This window comes from Streptomyces sp. NPDC006510, from assembly GCF_040611955.1.
GTDB lineage: Bacteria > Actinomycetota > Actinomycetes > Streptomycetales > Streptomycetaceae > Streptomyces.
Genome location: NZ_JBEXPH010000026.1, coordinates 14,585 through 32,110 on the forward strand (window position 1 = coordinate 14,585; position 17,526 = coordinate 32,110).

The 17,526-nt window shown below is 68.9% G+C and carries 10 protein-coding genes and 2 pseudogenes; 4 read left to right on the forward strand and 8 right to left on the reverse strand.

Going from position 1 to position 17,526, the window contains the following annotated elements; translation table 11 throughout:
• Positions 1 to 65: 65 nt before the first annotated feature.
• The 5 genes and pseudogenes from ABZY11_RS11445 to ABZY11_RS11465 all read right to left on the reverse strand — a co-directional run.
• Positions 66 to 242: pseudogene (locus ABZY11_RS11445) on the reverse strand (recombinase family protein); the annotation flags it as partial.
• Positions 243 to 301: 59 nt separating this feature from the next.
• Entirely contained in the window at positions 302 to 1,411 is a 1,110-nt protein-coding gene (locus ABZY11_RS11450; RefSeq protein WP_329834436.1) for a hypothetical protein, read from the reverse strand.
• Positions 1,412 to 1,416: 5 nt separating this feature from the next.
• Positions 1,417 to 2,643, reverse strand: a complete 1,227-nt coding sequence (locus ABZY11_RS11455) for an MFS transporter (RefSeq protein ID WP_356478921.1) — start codon at positions 2,641 to 2,643, stop codon at positions 1,417 to 1,419.
• Positions 2,643 to 3,383, reverse strand: coding sequence for an FCD domain-containing protein (locus ABZY11_RS11460; protein WP_356478922.1), 741 nt, complete (start codon positions 3,381 to 3,383; stop codon positions 2,643 to 2,645). The genes ABZY11_RS11455 and ABZY11_RS11460 overlap by 1 nt, the downstream gene beginning before the upstream one ends.
• A 220-nt stretch (positions 3,384 to 3,603) precedes the next feature.
• On the reverse strand, positions 3,604 to 4,323 hold the full coding sequence (locus ABZY11_RS11465) for an IS6 family transposase (RefSeq protein ID WP_356478923.1): 720 nt from the start codon (positions 4,321 to 4,323) through the stop codon (positions 3,604 to 3,606).
• 122 nt (positions 4,324 to 4,445) lie between these two features.
• On the opposite strand from ABZY11_RS11465, the gene ABZY11_RS11470 reads away from it, so the two are divergent.
• The gene (locus ABZY11_RS11470; RefSeq protein WP_356478924.1) at positions 4,446 to 5,411 is read left to right on the forward strand and encodes an ATP-binding protein; all 966 of its coding nucleotides are present in this window, start codon (positions 4,446 to 4,448) and stop codon (positions 5,409 to 5,411) included.
• A gap of 108 nt (positions 5,412 to 5,519) precedes the next feature.
• Here ABZY11_RS11470 and ltrA read toward each other — a convergent pair whose 3' ends face one another.
• Positions 5,520 to 6,533 carry a group II intron reverse transcriptase/maturase gene (gene ltrA, locus ABZY11_RS11475; protein WP_356478925.1) on the reverse strand — a complete coding sequence of 338 codons (1,014 nt, stop codon included), beginning with the start codon at positions 6,531 to 6,533 and terminating at the stop codon, positions 5,520 to 5,522.
• A 1,229-nt stretch (positions 6,534 to 7,762) separates the two neighbouring features.
• Between ltrA and ABZY11_RS11480 the strand changes: the two genes are divergently transcribed.
• Positions 7,763 to 8,005 carry a hypothetical protein gene (locus ABZY11_RS11480; protein WP_356478926.1) on the forward strand — a complete coding sequence of 81 codons (243 nt, stop codon included), beginning with the start codon at positions 7,763 to 7,765 and terminating at the stop codon, positions 8,003 to 8,005.
• 204 nt (positions 8,006 to 8,209) lie between these two features.
• Here the strand turns inward: ABZY11_RS11480 and ABZY11_RS11485 are convergent, their stop codons facing one another.
• Positions 8,210 to 9,265, reverse strand: coding sequence for an AI-2E family transporter (locus ABZY11_RS11485; protein WP_356478953.1), 1,056 nt, complete (start codon positions 9,263 to 9,265; stop codon positions 8,210 to 8,212).
• Positions 9,266 to 9,972: 707 nt separating this feature from the next.
• On the opposite strand from ABZY11_RS11485, the gene ABZY11_RS11490 reads away from it, so the two are divergent.
• Positions 9,973 to 10,245: a hypothetical protein gene (locus ABZY11_RS11490; RefSeq protein WP_356478927.1), complete on the forward strand. Its 273-nt coding sequence runs from the start codon at positions 9,973 to 9,975 to the stop codon at positions 10,243 to 10,245.
• Positions 10,246 to 10,484: 239 nt separating this feature from the next.
• A pseudogene (locus ABZY11_RS11495) lies at positions 10,485 to 10,631 on the forward strand (Ku protein); the annotation flags it as partial.
• A 491-nt stretch (positions 10,632 to 11,122) separates the two neighbouring features.
• Here ABZY11_RS11495 and ABZY11_RS11500 read toward each other — a convergent pair.
• The gene (locus ABZY11_RS11500) at positions 11,123 to 17,482 is read right to left on the reverse strand and encodes a type I polyketide synthase (RefSeq protein ID WP_356478928.1); all 6,360 of its coding nucleotides are present in this window, start codon (positions 17,480 to 17,482) and stop codon (positions 11,123 to 11,125) included.
• Positions 17,483 to 17,526 lie beyond the last annotated feature (44 nt).

A 17,526-nucleotide genomic window follows, 5' to 3' on the forward strand; every position in this document is an offset into this window, starting at 1 on the left:
ACCCGAGCACGGAACCCGAGGCCGTGTACGAACGGATCGAGCAGGCCCATACGGTCGCCTGGCCGCGCGAAGGCGAGTAGTGCGGTCAGGTCCTCGCGGTCCATGTTCGCGCCGGTGTGCTTGTCGATGTAGATGTGTTCCTCGGCGATACCGGCTTCGCGGAGCGCGTCGATCTGCCGGTCGAGGTCCTGAGCGGTCGTACTGACGCGGGCGTAGGCGAGATCGGCTTGCCGGTCCGGCACACCTGGCCAAGCGGTCCGGGTGTGCCGGGCACGGTCTTGAGACCTACCGGCCGCTGCGGTCAGCGGCTGTAGCGGGGTGGCAGCACAAGGCGGTCGTTGGGGTCCAGAAGGATGTCGGCAGGGCCGAACTTTCTAGCCAGCTCTTGGATTTCAGGGTCGTCGAGGAGCAGCAGGTAGCCGTCCTCGATGAAGGGCTTGCCGTCGAGGGTGATGGTCGGCCTGTCGAACTGGCAGTCGCAGTGGGCATGCCCGGGGCCTTTGCGGTCGGCCGTTCCCTCCGGGGTGAGGCCGTCGAGGCCGAAGTAGAAGGCGCCGGCGTGCTTCTCACGCTCGAACTGGGTTCCTCCTGCGGACCGCACCTTGGGGTTGAGCCCGATGAGCGCGTGGCGCATGTAGTAGCCGTTCGGTGCGTAGCGCCGCAGTGCGGCGGCTGCGCCGCCCTCGATGGCGGTGACGCGGTTGTTGGCCAGCTCAATTGTGGTCCGTTCGGCGGGGACGCCGGTGACGGTGGATTCCTCGATGACGACGACGCCGTCGGTCTGGTCGGGGTAGAAGTTGACACCGCCGTAGGGGAAGGGGCGCCACATGCCGGGGGTTAGGGGGGCGTGGTGTCCGGCGGTGGTGAAGTTGCGGAAGGTCACATCGGTGTTGAGTGCGGTGGTCACCCGGATTTCTTCTGCAGCGGCGAGCTGGGCCGTTGCCCTGGCCTCCAGCGCAAAGTACAGATCGAGTGGGAGCCGGGCACCGGTGGACAGGGCCGCGGCGGTCGCCGTTTGGTGCAGCGAGACGAACCGGGCTCGGCGCTTGGCGATCTCATCGAAGAACAGGTGCGGTGTGTGCACCTCTCCCCACCAGGTCAGTGAGATCACGACATCGGCAGCGCCATGGGCGGCGGGCAGGAGCGGGGAGGGCGTCGCGCGGTCCCATCCGCCTGCGCTGAACGGTGCGGTGGACAGCACGTGGACGTCGGCGTTGCGGTAGGCGGCCGCTGCCGCGATGGCCTGGATGACCACCGGGTCGGTACTGTGCTCGGCAAGTATCAATACCTGTTCCCCTGCCGCGACGGCGGCGTACTCCAGCAGGTTGTAGACGCCGGGCATCAGCTCGGTGATCGACAAGGGTGCCGCTGTCGGCGTGTCCAGGTAGCTGAAGGGGGCGGTTACGGTCATGGTCGTCAGTCTCCGATCCGTACGGGTGTAGAACCGCATGAGGTGGTCTTCAGGAGGAGGTCCCGGCCGGCGCCGGCTCCGACGACGGCCTGGGTGAGGGTGAGGGCGACCAGCACGGTCAGCGGAAGCGCCCAGCCGCCGGTGAGGTCGTGCAGCGCGCCCAGAAGCAACGGCCCCAAAGCTGCCACCAGGTAGCCGACGCTCTGGGCCATGGAGGCGAGCGCGGCCGCCTGCGAGGCATCGGCCGCCCGCTGGCCCTGGAAGGCCAGGGCCAGGACCAGGCACGCTCCGCCGCCGAAGCCGATGAGCACACTGGAGACGACCGCCAGCTGGGGGGCCACCGCCAGCAGTGCGAAACCCACAGCGCCGATCGCCGAGGCGGCCGCGGCCAGGATCCGCTGGTCTTTCCATCGGCGGGTCAGGACAGGCAATGTGCTGCTGGAGACGAGGCCGACGATCTGGAAGAGAAACAGCTGCCACCCGGCGGCGGCCTCGCCCACTCCCTGATCGTGCACGATGCTGGGCAGCCAGGCGATGGTGCTGTAGAAGCCGAGGGACTGCAGCCCCATGAACAGGCTGACCTGCCAAGCCAGGGGGGAACGCCAGGGAATGCGCTGCCGTCCCGCATACGTGGGCGTCGCGGGGCCGGTGCGGCGGTACTGCGGAGCCCACACTGCGTAGGCCAGCACCGCGAGGACGGCCCAGCAGCCCAGCGCGGCGCGCCAGCCCCCGGGCAGATGGTCGGCCAGCGGCACGGACACTCCTGACGCCACGGCGGCCAGGAAACCCATGGCGGTGACGTACAGGCCGGTCACCTGGCTGATCCGGTCCTCCGGCACGGTGCTCTTGACCACGGACGGCAGCAGCACGTTGCCGTAGGCGATCGCGGCGGCGACCACCACAGTGCCCGCGAACAGGAAGAACGTGCCGGGAAGGGACCGCAGCAGCAGCCCGACCGCCAGGACGGCCAGAGAGAGGCCCAGGGTGCGCGGGGCGCCGTAGCGGTGTGTGGTGCGGCCGACCAGCGGGGAGGTGGCGGCGAACGTGAGCAGTGGCAGGGTGCTGAGCAGTCCGGTCCAGGTTCCGGACAGGCCGGTCGATCTGCCGATGTCCGGAAGCAGCGGACCGACCCCGGTCAGCGCGGCGCGAAGGTTCGCGGCCACCAGCAACACGCCCACCAGCAGCAAGGCAGACAACTGGCCGCCACGTACGGCACCGGGCACCTCGCGCATCAGGACCGGCCCCGGTCTACCGCATCGTCGTGTTCGGCGACCGCGTCCTGGCCCGCTTCGTCGGCCAGCCGGCTGGTCACCCGGACCAGCATGGATGCCGCGTGGCGGGCGGCAACCGCGTCGCCAGCGGCGACTGCGTCGACGAGCGCACCGTGCCAATGGTCGTGCTCGACAGCGACGTCGTCGTCCCAGGGCAGCGCCGTCAGCAAGGACGACAAAGCACTGCCCAGGTAGTCGTACAACTCCCCGAGCAGTTCGTTGCCACCGGCCTGTACCACTGCCCGATGGAAAGCGCCGTCGGCGGCAGCGACCTGCGTCATGGACCCCGAGCGGTTACTCTCCTGCACCGCCGCAAGCACCTCGCGCAGCCGCGCAATGTCTGCCTGGGAGCGCCGTTCGGCAGCCAGCCCGGCGGCATGCTCCTCCAGCACCGCCCGCAACTCCAGAACATCCACCGGCCGCGTCGTGGCCGTCCGTCGCAGCAGGACGGCTTCCAACTCGTTGGCCACCCGGACATAGGTGCCGTCACCGACCCGCGACTCCAGCAGACCCAGATGCACCAGAGCCCGCAGCGCCTCACGGACTGTATTCCGACTGACCTGGAGCAGGCCGGCAAGCTCCAACTCTCCCGGGATCCGGGTGCCTACCGGCCATTTCCCCGTGGCCAGCTGCTCCCGCAGCTGGTCGGCGACCTGCGCGGCGAGAGTCGACGCTCGGCGCGGCTGCCGCAAAGCATCCATGGAGACCTCCAAATGTTGGACATCTGAACATCTGCATAAGAACACACGGACAGTCGAATCGGCTAGCGCCGACTTGCGCGGCCCGGCCTCCCTGTTTCACTTCGGGTGGCCGAGCTGGCGGGAGTGGGGCGCAGCGGTCGGTTCGGCGTTGTCACGTTGTTGGGTGCGTGGGTGTCTGACGGTGCGTCGAGGTGTGGTGGGGCCGGGTGCCGACCTGGGATCAGGCCGCGGTAGGTCGGCCGGTGACGCCGGTGATCTGCTCCCGGATGGTGAAGCGGATGGTCATCTCGGCTCGGTGTTCGGATGCGGTCATCAGGTGGCGTCGGGGCCGGAAGTGGGGTGAGATACCGCTGAACGCGGACAGGAACCGCTGGGCCCCGCCCACGCTGCGGAAGCCCTTCATCGCCCGTTCGCGTTGCCTCGTCGGCCGGTGGCTGTTCTCGGCCCGGTTGTTCAGGCCCTTGTGCGAGCGATGCTCCACCGAGGGCATGACCTCGCGGTGAGCGGCGCCGTAGGAACGCAGCTTGTCGGTGACGACCACCCGCGGCACCCTGCCCGTCCTCGTCATCAACCTGCGGAAGAATCGCCTGGCTGCGGCCTCGTCCCGCCGGTTCTGAACAAGAATGTCCAGGACATTGCCGTCCTGGTCGACCGCCCGCCACAGGTACTTCTGCTCACTGTTGATCTTGATGAAGACCTCGTCCAGATGCCACTTGTCCCCGGGGCGGGGCCGCCGGCGACGCAGCGCGCCGGCGTACGCCTGGCCGAACTTCAGACACCAGCGGCGCACGGTCTCGTGGGAGACGGTCACGCCGCGCTGGAACATCAGCTCCTCCACCTCACGGAAACTGAGCGGGAACCGAAAGTACAGCCACACGCAGTGCGAGATGACCTCGACCGGGTGTCGGTGCCCCTTGTACGACGACGGTGCACCCTCCACGGACGGCTCCCCCAACGTGATCAACCCGAAGATCATCCCACGGGCCAGCCAACGTGACAGCGCCGTCAGAACACGACACGGGCGCAGCGGATGTCGACGGGACGGGTGGCGCAGCGTGGCCGGTGACGACCTGGCAGGGTTGGCGGCACTTCGCCACCACCCCTCCCCCACAGCCGCCCGCACCCGGGGAACCAGCACGCAGCAACGAGGAACGCCTTGCTCACCACTCCGCGTTCGTCACCGTGCGGACCCCGGTAATCGACACCCTGACCACAGGGGTACGCACGCTGATGATCCTGGGACGCCATCAGCAGACCACCGCACGGCCCTCGCTGATCGTCACCGGGCCGGCGGCGGCCGGGAAGACCACCGCGCTGCTCCACGTGGGGCGCGCCTGTCACCTCGCCCACACCCACAGCCAGCCGGCACCGGCCGGGACCACGCATGCACCGGTGCCGGTCGCCTACGTCCTGGTCCCGCCTGCGGCGAGCCCGAAAGCCCTCGCGACGGAGTTCGCCCGCTACCTGGGCGTCCCTGTCACCACCCGCATGACGCAGGCCCGGATCACCGACGCCGTCTGCCACACCTACAACCGTGCAGGCGTGCGCCTGGTCCTCATCGACGAGATCGACCGGCTCAACCCCCGCACCACGACCGGCGCGGAGACCGCTGACCTGTTGAAAGACCTCACCGAACGCATCAGGGCGACGTTCGTGTACGCGGGCATCGACGTGACCACGACCGCCTTGTTCAGCGGGGTACTCGGGGCACAACTCGCCGGGCGGGCCTCCCTCGTGGAATGCGGGGCGTTCCCGGCACGGCTCGGGAAACACGAACCGTTCCGTGAACTGATCGCGGGGGTCGAGGCAGCACTCGATCTGCGTGCGCACCGGGCAGGGACACTTGCCCGCCACGCCTCATACCTCCACCAGCGGACCGCAGGCCGGATCGGGAGCCTCACCCGGCTGATCCGCCGAGCCGCGATCACCAGCATTCTCGACGGCACTGAACGCATCACCAAAACATCTCTGGAAACCATCCGTCTGGACCACCTCGCCGAAACCAACGACACCACCCGAGGCCGCTAACCCAACCCCTCTGACCAGGCAGAACGCCCCTAGCGAGTAGCCGGGAGGGATCTCACCTCCCGGCTCTCTCAGAACCGTGCGTGAACCTCTCGATTCACACGGCTCCCATCACCCGGTCGTTCGAGGTCGGAGGATTCTCCAGTGGGCGAAAAGCCCCGGGTAGAGCTTGGCGGTCTTCTCCAAGCCCTGCCACGCCCGGCTCCGGCGACGCCGGAGCCGCTTGTACTTCTGCGTGGCCCATCGCATCAGATAGTGATCGATGCCCTTCAGGCTCGGGACCAACGCGGACGGGTAGAACCGGCCGTAGTAGTTGATCCATCCCCGCACGATGGGATTGATCTCCCGTGCAAGGTCTGCCAGGGACGATCCACTGCGCCGGTGCAGCCGCCATCGGCGGACCTGCGCACGAATGCGCTTGGCCGCCTCGTCGCTGATCGCCGGGTTGAAGCCGAAGAAATAACTCCCCGCCCTCGACCGGACTTTCCGCGACCGGAACGTGTATCCGAGGAAGGTGAACGAGACGTGCTCGTACGAACCACGCCTCTTGCCGTCCTTGCAGTACACGATGCGGGTCTTGTCGGGATGCAGCCGCAAGCCCCCGCACTCGGCCAGCCGCCGACCGATCGCCCGACGCACCTGGTGCGCCTCGGCCTCGGTGCGGCAGTGGACCACCATGTCATCGCAATAACGCTCGAACCGGACACCCGGGAAGGCCCGGTCCATCCAGGTGTCGAACGCGTAGTGCATGAACAGGTTCGCCAACAGAGGCGAGATCGCCGAGCCCTGAGGACTCCCGCGATCCCGCGCGACCAGTTCGCCACTCCTGTGCTGCAGCGGAGCCTTCAGCCAGCGTTCCACATACAGCAGAATCCACCGCTGGTCGGTGTGGTGGGCCACCGCCTTGAGGACCAGGCCATGATCGAGGTTGTCGAAGAACCTCTGGATGTCGATGTCGACCGTCCAGTCGGTCCTCCAGCACCGTTCCCGGCAGGCCGCGACCGCGTCCAGCGCGCTTCTGCGGGGCCGGTATCCGTAAGAATCGGGGTGGAACATCGGTTCCACCTCCGGTTCCAGGACCATGGCCGCCGCTGTCTGCGCGATTCTGTCCGCGACTGTCGGCACTCCGAGAACCCTGACCTTGCCTGCTCCCCGGGCTTGGGGATCTCCACCATCCGCACCGGCGGCGGGAAGTAGCTGCCCGACGCCATTCGATTCCACAGTTTGTAGAAGTTGCCTTGCAGGTCAGCCTCGAACTGCTCGATCGATTCGCCGTCGACCCCGGCCGCTCCCCCGTTCGCCTTGACCCTGAGATACGCCTCCCAGACCACATGCTTCGAAATCTCGAACGGCTTTGGCCCGCTCATCCGGCTCCTCCCGGGAACTCCGGTTGACCGCCAAGCGGACCTGGATGGTCCGTCCCCTTCGCTCCACCCGCATTACCGGGCTTCCTCACTACTACGAGACGGTCTGCCCCCGTGCCCCGCATCGGTACTCGGCCCCTTTCGGTGTTGGCCGCTTGGAGGTCTCCCTCCCGCCGCCGGCCTCGCGGACCGGCAGCAGTATCGGGGCGACAGGTTCTCACGTTCCGTGCAAGAGCCCAGGTCAGGCTCGCGCCGCCTACATGCCGGACGCCATCCGGGCAGTCAGCAGGCTCCCCCCGGACTTGTCCCGGAGCCCTGGTCTCGCCCTGGTTTCGACGCCACTGGAATCTATTACGACACGTCATCAGCGGTTCGCTCTCGCTCGCCTTCCTGACCCACACCTGACGCGATCACCGCCGCGCCTTTTCCCGCAGCGCTCACCACGAACGGCACTTGACCGACGCAGCCTGCGGTGGTTTGGAGCCTCCCCCTGCAGGGCGACTCCGGAGGACCTACCTCCATCTCTCACACAGCACCGCTTCCAGAAGCTCCTACATCGACGCCTCCTTCAGCGTTCGTGACACACGACCAGCAGAAATCAAGGGATCACGTTCGGTTGAGATACAGCTTCTGAAAACACCCCGGACGGTTCTCACCCAACCTTCAGCACCCCAGCCCAGCCCCGCACTCACACCCCAACTCACACCAGGGCTCAATACCGGCCGGCCTCCTCGCGCCGGCCGGGATTGCGGCTGCTCCTTCCGGTGGGCTTCGGCTGGGCGGCGTTCGACCAGGTCGGGTTGTTGGGAATCGCCGCGTGGGCGCGAGGACGCTGTGTGAGTGATTCCGGCGGAACGGCCGGGTCGCAGTGCACGCGCTGTCGGAGCATCGGTGCGCTCTTTCGCTAATGTCCAGGACACCGCGTCTTCGCGGGCGAGCGAACGTGAAGGTGCCCCAGCTCATCGATTCCGGCAGCAAGGAATGATCACCATGGCCGTGTGCGAGGTCTGCCACAACGACTACGAGCTGGCGTTCGAGGTGCGTGCTGCGGGAGGGGCGGTCCATGTTTTCGACAGCATCGAGTGCGCTGCCCAGAAGATCGCCCCGACCTGTGTCAACTGCCAGTGCCGCATCCTCGGCCACGGCATGCAAGCCGACGGACAGTTCTTCTGCTGCGCACACTGCGCGCGTGAGAAAGGTTTGTCCCGGTCCCAGCTCGTGGATCACGCCTGAACCCCTCGGCCCGGTCGCCGGACCACACTGCGGAACACCCTGCTCTGCGTGCGGTGCTGCTGCCTGGCCGGTCGGCCGGTGGACAGCGCTTCGAGGAGGTCGCCCACGGCCGGGGCACAAGCGGTCCGGCTGGCCCGCGCGGGGCCAGGCCGGCCAGCGAGGCCGGTCCCGCTTCCGCCTCGGCGCACCCTTACGTGCACGCTCTCACCCCTTCGTGGGCGCGGACTCGCCGGGGTGGACCAGCGCCTGACGGACCGACCAGAGGACTGACACGAGCGGTACTGCCACCACCGCTCCGAGCACTCCCGCCGCGATGGCGCCGCCGATCACCGAGAGCGCGACCACGACCGGGTGCAGGCGAACGGCCCAGCTCATCACGAGCGGGTGCAGCACATGGCCTTCGATCTGGCCGATGACCACGATCAGGACGAGGACGACGGCCGCCACGATCGGGCCCTTGGCCGCCAGAGCCACCACGGCCGCGACCGCGAGGGCGATCGGTGAGCCGATCAACGGAATGAAGGCGGCGAAGAACTCCAGCAGCGCCAGTGGCAGAGCCAGTGGCACTCGGAGTGCGAACAGGGCCAGTCCTACGAATACGGCGTTGGTCCCTGCCACCAGGATGATGCCGCGGGTGTATCCGGTGAACGTACGCCAGGCGGCTCGGCCCGCGATCGCCACCCGGGCCCGGGCCTTCTGCGGGAGTTGATCGCAGAACCAGTCCCACTGCCGGTCGCCCGAGTGCATGAAGAAGACCGAGCAGAACAACGCCAGGACGAATACCGTCACCACCTCGACCAGTCGGCCCACACCGCTGACGGCCGTGCTGATGAGGGCGGAGCGATGGCTCGACAGGTACTGCCCGATCCGGGACTGGAGGTCGTCGAGCGTCCTCGGATTCAGCCGGAACGGCGGCCCCTCCAGCCAGTGTTCGATCCTGTCCAGTCCGTCGCCGAATTCCCGTTCCAGCCCGGCACGCTCTCCGGCGGCCGCCTCGCCGACGAGCGTCAGGACACCGAGGACGAGGACGATACTGCCGAACAGGGCCACGGCGACGGCGAACGACCGCGGCATCAGGCGGGCCAGAACGTCCGCGATCGGGCGCAGCACCGCGGTCACGACCAGGCCGAGGAAGACGGCTGCCGCTACCTCGTGGAATCGCCCCAGCGCAGCGAAGGCCGCGTACACGACGGCTCCCACGGCGAGGCTCCGCCAGGCGTAGGCGGCGGCCGTCTGGAGCGTGGGGTTCACGCGTGGCATGTACTGCGGGCCGGGCAGCGCCTGTCGCACGCCCGGGTTCCCGGCCGCGGGGCCGGTCGTGCCGCGCCGTGCCCGGCGTGACGCGGCGCGGATCCGGTGCCGTCGTCCTTCGGACGGTACGCCGGGGTCCGTGTTGTCGGGCTGGGGATGCGAGGGCCTGGGCATTCCCTGCTGTTACCAGAAAGGGCCGCGTCTTCCGGGCTCCCGGGCCGACATGTACAGGATGTCACCCCACGGGCGGAGTCACCGGCCCTCGGAGGCTCTGCGGCATGCCCGGCGGAAGGCGGAAGCGGAGCAGGACGTGGCGGAGATTCCGTGGGAGGCCCGGATCCGGACAGTCCTGTCGCTGCCGACGGTGGCGAGCCGGGTGCCGTCGGGCGCAGTCGCCACCTCCTGTACACAGCCGGTGTCTCCGGTCAGGCAGGCGGTCTGCTCGCCGGGCGGCTGGGTCCCAGATCCGCACGCGGTGGCGAGCCGGGTGCTGTCCGGCGCGACCGCCGCGCCGGCCTCCGACCCGTGGGCCGGTTCAGCTGGACGGTTCCTCGCCGGTGGCCCCGTCCCGGATCTGCATCGCCCTGCGGGGGCACCTGCCTTCAGGTCTCCTCCCTCGCGGCACTCGCGCGGGCGCCGCTCATGAGCGCCTACTGCGCCTCCAAATCGGGCGCTGAGTCCTTCGCGCGGGTGCTGCGGGCCAAAGTGGCGCACCAGTGGGCGTGGCCTACCTGAGCTGGGCGGACACGGAGATGATCCGGGCCGGCGACACGTCCACTGCCCTGCGTACTCTGCGGTCGGCGCTGCCGTGGCTGGCCTCGCAGGCCTATCCGGCGCCGGAGGTTGCGGAGCGTCTGGTACGCGGCGTCGAATGCCGTTCCGCCGCGGTCTGCGTCCAGCAGTGGGTGCGCGGCGTGCGGTTCGCGCGTCCTTGGCTGCCGCCTCTGGTCGCGCTCCGCTCCTGTTGGATGATGCGGCGCCTGGAGTGAGGCGGGGCATCGCGGTAACCGGGCCGCTCGGCGCGGGCGGCGAGGCGGCGGTGGGCGGGCGCGCCGACGGGGTTTCCGGCCCAGGTCCTGTGCGCGATGGGAGGTAAGAGGGCCTCTGGGCGAATGGCAGGAGCCACATTCTCCCCGGCTGTGCCCCTGCTCGTGCGCGGGGACAGGACCCTTCCGGGCGCTCCGGTCCGCTTCCCGGCCCGTACCTGTCAGGGGGCCTGGAGGTATGTATGCCGCGGCCCTTGTGGAACGGAGCAGTCAGTTGTGGCCTGGTCAGCATCCCGATCAAGGTCGTCAGCGCGGCCGAGGACCGCTCGGTTCATTTCCACCGGGTCCATCTGGAGGACATGGGCCGGGTCCGTACCCGCAAGGTCTGCTCGAGCGTGCCGTCCAGCTCACCGGCACCATGGCGCTTGAGGACATCTCGGGGTTCCGGGATGAGTACCGCGACGCCCTGGAGGAGCTGATCGAGGCGGAGTCGCAGGGCAGGGGTTGCTGCTTGCGGGGGGTTCCCGGCGTGCTTTTGGCCCATCGGTCTTCGGCGGGGCCGAGGATGGACACAGTGCGGCATTGGCCAAAGTCGCGGTGGCCAGCAGCGTTGCGCCGGCCGGAGCGGCAGCCGCCGGCGCGATGCGCAGTGTTGTCGTGGGTGAAGTCATGACCTGCCCTTCTGGGGATTTCCTGGAGTGTGAAGGCAGGAGCCCGCGCAGGAGGGTCTGGACCGTGCAGTACAGGGGGCCGGGACCTGTCGCGGTTGCGGTCGTCGGGCTGTCCGGCTGCGGTTCGTTCGCGGCGGTGGCCGCGGGCGACGGGTATTTGTCGCGGGACCCCGTGGTCGCAGCCGCGGTATCGCCCGGCTTCTGCTGCGTCACGCGTTGGGGTGAGGATCGATGCTCTGCAGTTCCAGGCCCATGCACTCGGCGAGGCCTGTGGCCAGTGCCGACAGCGTCGGGTGCTGCCAGACAAAGTTGTTGGCGAGCTGGACTCCGAGGTCGGATTCCAGACGGACCCGTAATTCCATGGACAGCAGCGAGTCGAAACCCAGCGCCTTCAGAGGGGTCTGCGGGTCAAGAGTGGTGCTGCCCAGCCGGAGAACTCCGCGAATGTGCTCGGCCATGTAGGTCTCCAGGGCCTCGCGCCGGGCGATTCCTGGCGCGAGGCCCTCGAGACGGCCCCGGATGTCGCGGGAGTCCTCCGGCGCGTCCACCGGGTGTTCGTTGTCCGGGGCGAGGAGGCTGAAGAACGAGGACTGCCGTCCGGTGAGGGGAATCCAGGTGCTCGGCTTCCCGGGAATCACCCCGGTCTGGACGCGTCCGTGTGCCAGGAGCGAGTGGAGCGCCAGCAGTCCCTTGTCGGTCGGGATCGTGTCGTAGCCCCGGCTGCTGAAGTCGGTTGCGACACCGGTCTCGCCCCATGGCCCCCAGTTGACGGCGAGCGTGGGCATGCCTGCGCGGCTGCGCCATGCGGCGAAGGCGTCGAGCCAGGAGTTGGCGGCTGCGTACACGCCCTGCCCGGGGTTGCCCAGCAGGGAGGCCATGGAGGAGAAGACGGCAAACCAGTCCAGTGTGTGCGCTGCGGTGGCGTTGTGCAGGTTCCACGCGCCGGTGACCTTGGGGTTCCATACGCGCTTGAGCTGGGGGTCTCGGATGTTGGTGATCGCGGCGTCCTCGAGGACCATGGCACAGTGGATGACACCGCGCAGGGGTGTCCGGTCTTCGGTGGCGGTGGCCACCAGGCGTTGTGCGGTACCGGGTTTGGCGATGTCGCTCAGTACGACAGTGATCCGGGTGCCGCCGGCGGACAGCTCCGTGATCGCGCGCGCGGCACCAGGAGAGGGAGGTGTGCGGCCGTTGAGGACGATGTGGCTTGCGCCCTGCTCGGCCAGCCAGTGCGCGGTTGCCAGGCCGAGGCCGCGCAGGCCGCCGGTCACGATGTAGGCGCCGTCGGTGTGAACGACAGGCGGTCCCTCGGGAAGGACCGCAGTGGTCTTCCCCCGGTTCGGGATGGTCAGGACCAGCTTGCCGATGTGGCGGGCGCCGGCCATCAGCCGGAAGGCGTCGGTGGCTTCGGCGAGCGGATACGGGGTGCAGAGCAGCGGCTTGAGGCGGCCTTCGGTGAACTCGGTGACGACCTCGCGCAGCACGGTCGCGAACAGGTCGGGGCGGGTTTGCTGGAGTTCGATGAGATCAACGGTGCTCAGGGTGATGTTGTGCCGGAACGGGGCCAGTCCGACAGGGGCGTTGGCCAGGATGTCGCGCACTCCCAGTTCGATGAAGCGGCCGAAGGGCCGGAGCGTCTCCAGTCCTGCGCGCACTGCCGCACCGGAGAGGGAGTTGAGGACGACATCGACGCCCTGGCCGTGGGTGGCGTTGCGGGTCTGCTCGGCGAAGTCCAGGGACCGGGAGTCCATCACCCGGCTGATTCCGCTGCCGCGTAGGTATCGTCGCTTCTCTTCGTTGCCGGCTGTGGCCAGTACCTGGGCGCCGAGCAGCTTGGCGACGGCGACCGCCGCCAGGCCGGTGCCCCCGCTGGCCGAATGGATCAGGACGCGTTCTCCCGCGCGCAGCCGGGCGACGTGGCGCAACGCGTACCAGGCGGTGAGGAAGGCCGTGGGCACTCCTGCTGCGGTGACAGGGTCGAGCATGGCCGGAATCGGGGCGACCACGGTCGCGGGGACAGTGACGAACGAGGCGAAGGCGCCGCCTTCGAGGTGAACGGCGAGCACCGGGTCGCCGACGCGTAGGTGCTCGACGCCTGGCCCGGTTTCGGTCACCACACCTGCGCACTCGAAGCCGATCCGGTACCGGATGTCCTGTTCGCCGGGCAGGAGGCCCATAGTCGTGAGTACGTCGCGGAAGTTGAGGCCCGCTGCCTGGACGCGCAGTTCCACTTCGCCCGGTCCTGGAGTCCGCCGCCCGGTCGCGGCGAGTTCCAGACTGCCGAGGTCCCCGAGCCGCCCTGCCCGGAGGCGGAATCCGTCCACCCCGTAGCGCACGGTGCGGGTGGCGGCCGTGATTTGTTCGGAGGCGGCGAGGGGGGCGTGATCGAGACGGGCGATGTACCGGGTGGTGCCTCGTAGGGCGATTTCGTCTTCGTGGCCATCGGCGAGCAGTTCCTCGGCCAGGCTTTGCAGGCCCGGTTCGCCGTGGTCCGTGTCCACCAGGGTGGCGCGCATGTGCGGGTGTTCGAACGCCAGGACGCGGATCACGCCGCGCAGGGCACTTTGCTCGAGATCCACGGTCTCGTCGGTTGCTACCGCGCGGGCGGCCCGGGTGACGGCGTACAGGCGGGGAGGGGTGGAAGTGCGGGCGGCTGCCTGGGCCGTAGCGAGGATTCGCCGGGCGCGCCGCTGGGCTCCCACGGTGGGATCGTCCGTGGTGGTGGGTGATGTGCTGCACAGCATGACGACGGCGCGGGCGGGGGACGCAATGGCCTCCAGGTGTGTGCTGACGGATTCGGCGAACGGTCCGAGCTGCTCGTCTCGCAGCGGGGTTTCCCACGCCTCGGCCTGGGCCCCGGTCTCGCGCAGGATGGTGGCCAGTGCCTCGGCGTCGCCTTGGCCCTCCCCGATGACGAGCCATTTTCCGGGCGCCGGCTGTGAGGTGGCCGGTGGACGCGGGACCGGATGCCAGCCGGTCTCCAGGAACCACCGGTCGACCTGGTCGGTCTTGCGTGTGCTTCGGCGTGCAAACTTCACTCCGTCGATGGCCATGACCGGTTTGCCTGTTTCGCTGAGCAGGCGGGCATGCCCCATGGCGCTGTCGGCTGTGGTCTCAACGATCCGGGCGTGGCAGTACACGGCGGTCGCGGGATCTCCCAGGATCCGTACTGCCCCCATCCGGACGGGGAGGATCAGCCCCTGGCCGGCGTCCTCGACGGGCCCTGCGACCAGGAGTTGCAGGCAGAGGTCGACGAGGACAGGGTGAACCCGCAAGGAGAGGTCTCCGGTCCGCGCGGGCTCCGGGACAACGACGCGGGCCCAGAAACTGTCTCGGTTGCGGGAGGCGTGCAGATCTGTGATGCCGGTGAATGCCGGGCCGTGTTCCAGTCCCCGGGAGCGGAGTCTTGTGTAGAGAGCTGCGGGATCGTCGGTGACCGAGTGCCTGCGTGCCAAGGTGGCGACGGACGCGGTGTGGGTGCGCGTGGGCCGGGAGAGACGGCGCAGCACGGCTGAGGCGTACGTCGCCCACTGGCCGTTGTCACCGCGTCCGAAGATTTCGCAGGTGGCGTGGTCCGGGGCGGTCATGGTGACGGTCGTGCTGAGGTCGGTGTGTTCGGTCAGACGCAGTAGTTCCCGGAATGAGACGTCGGTGATCTCTACGTCGGCGGGGGCGGCGTCGAACACCTCGCAGGCGGTGGTCAGTGCGATGGCGTAGTGGGCGGCGCCGGGCAGTACCGGGGTTCCGTGCACTTGGTGGTCGGTCAGCCAGGGCAGCTTCGTGGTTCCGGCGTCTCCCTGCCAGCAGTGGCGCACCTGCTCGCCGGGTACCTCGGTGTGGCTGCCCGGCAGGGCGACGGCCGGGCGTGCGGCGCGCTGCTCGGCGGGGGTGGCCGGATGGGCGGCTTGCACCCAGTGGTGCTTGCGGTCGAAGGTAATGGTGGGGACGTCGGTGAGGTCGCCTCGCGCGTACAGCGGCGACCAGTCGACGTTCACACCCGCGCAGTGCAGGGCCGCGAGCTGGGTGCGGAACGTGGTGGGTTCGTCCTCTGCGCGGCGTAGCGTGGGCAGCACGATGGGTTCGCCGGTCAGGTTTTGCAGGCTCTGGGCGAGGGCGTGTGTGACCACTGGGTGCGGGGAGATCTCGAGATACACCAGGTTGCGGTCCGCGGCGGCCGTGGCCACCGCCGGGCAGAAGCGCACCGGGTTGCGCAGGTTGGCGCACCAGTAGGCGGCGTCGAAGGCCGGCACCTCGTGCGGGTCCTTCAGCACGGTGGAGTAGAAGGGGATCCTGGGGTGCTGAGGGGTCAGGTCGCCGAGGCCGGTGAGAAGTTCTGTGAGCAGTGGGTCCACTTGCGGGCTGTGGGAGGCGACGTCCACCGCGACGGTCAGTGCCGGGATGCCGCGGTCCTTCCAGCCGGCGACGAGCTTTGCGATCTGGGTGGGGTCGCCGGCCACGACGGTGGAGTTCGGTGCGGCAAGGACGGCCACGGAGACCGACTGGGCATTGTTCGCGGCGAGTTCGGTCTCCACCGTGGCCCGGTCCAGTCCTACGGTTGCCATGGCGCCGGCTCCGGCGATCCGGGTGAGCAGTGCGGAGCGCCGGCAGATCACCCTGGCGCCGTCCTGCAGCGACAGGGCGCCGGCCACGACTGCGGCCGCGACTTCTCCCATGGAGTGGCCGATGACGCCGGCCGGCTCGACTCCATGGGCGCGCCAGGTGGCGGCCAGCGCGATCTGCAGGGCGAACAGTAGGGGCTGTACTTTGGAACATTGCGTCACCGGTTCACCGGCGTGTACGAGGTCCAGTACGGAGAATGCGGCCTCGGCGAAGATGTGGGCGTCGGCTTCGGTCAGGGCCGCTGCGAAGGCCGGTTCCTGCTGCAGCAGTCCCCGTCCCATGCCCGGCCACTGCGAGCCCTGTCCGGAGAATACCCATACGGGCTGCCGGGAGGCGGTGATGCTTGTCGGCCCCGTCACCACGGCCGGGTGGGCCCGGCCCGCTGCGAACGACCTCAGTGCGCCGACCGTGTCGCGTGTCGAGCGGGCCACGACTGCGAGACGTCCTCGCCCTGCGCTGCGTCGCAGGGCGAGGGTGTGCGCGATGTCGCCCAGTGGTACGTTCGCGCCGTCGTTCTCCAGCCAGTCGGCCAGACGCAGTGCCGCGGCCGGTAGTACGGCGGGGGATCCGGCCGGTACCAGGACGACTTCGGGTGCGGCAGGAGGGGGTTGTCGTCGGTGTGGCGGGGCCGTTCGGCTGTTCTGTGGTGGTTGTTCCAGGATGACGTGGGCGTTGGTGCCGGAGAATCCGAAGGAGGAGACCGCGGCCAGCCTTGTGGGCGCCTGTACGGGCCACAGAGTCAGTTCGGTGGGTACGAAGAAGCGTGTCTTGTCCGCGGCGATGGCGGGATTCCAGCGGGTGAAGTTCACGTTGGGGGGGATGAGCCCGTGCTGGAGGCACAGGACGGTCTTGATCAGTCCGGTGACTCCGGCGGCGGGCTCCAGGTGGCCGAGGTTGGTTTTGACGGAGCCCAGTGCGCAGCGGCCGTGGCCGGTGCCGTATACCTGTGCCAGGCTGGCGAACTCGATCGGGTCGCCGAGCGGGGTTCCCGTTCCGTGGGTCTCGATCATTCCCACGTCCTGCGGGTCGGTCCCGGCGTTTGTGAGTGCCTGCTGGTACAGGGCCTGCTGGGCGGTGGGAGAGGGGGCGGCCAGGCCGTCGGACCTGCCGTCCTGGTTCACGGCGGACCCGCGGACGACGGCGAGGACGCGGTCGCCGTCCCGTTCGGCATCGGCCAGGCGTTTGAGTACGACCGCGCCGCAGCCTTCGCCTCGGACGAAGCCGTCCGCGGCTGCGTCGAAGGTGTGGCAGCGCCCTGTGGGCGACAGCATTCCCATCCGGGCGAAGGACAGGGTTGTCCTGGGGCGGAGCATGAGTGTGACGCCGGCGGCGAGGGCGAGATCGCATTCGTTGTGAAGCAGTGCCCGGCAGGCCAGGTGGAAGGCGACGAGTGAGGACGAGCAGGCCGTGTCGAGGGCGACGCAGGGGCCGTGCAGGCCCAGGAGGTAGGAGATACGGCCTGCGGCGACGCAGTGCCCGTTCGTCAGAATGGAGCCCTCGAGTTCTTGGGGCTGTCCGGCGAGCTGATCCATGTAGTCGTTGTAGCTGAGACCGGTGAAGACCCCTGTCGGCGAGCCGGTCAATCGGTCCGGTGGCAGTCCGGCGTGCTCCAATGCCTCCCAGGCCACCTCCAGCAGCAGCCGGTGTTGGGGATCGAGTACGTCCGCCTCGCGGCCGGAGACGCCGAAGAAGTCCGCGTCGAAACCGGACACGTCATTGAGGTAGCCGCCCTGCTGAGGAGGTGTGGGCCTGCCGGGGGTTGGCTCGGCGCCGTGTTGTGCCCAGAGCGTCTCGCGTCCCGGCGGCGGGTTCCCGACCGTCTCCTGTCTCTCGGCGAGCAGCTGCCACAGGGCTGCGGGAGAGTCGATGTCGCCAGGAAGCCTGCAGCCCATGCCGATCACAGCGATGGGGTCCGTTGCCTTGTTCGGGGGGTGCCTGTGTCGGCCCACGGGGGTTCTCCTTGTCGGTTGGCTGCGCGTGGAAGCGCTGGGCT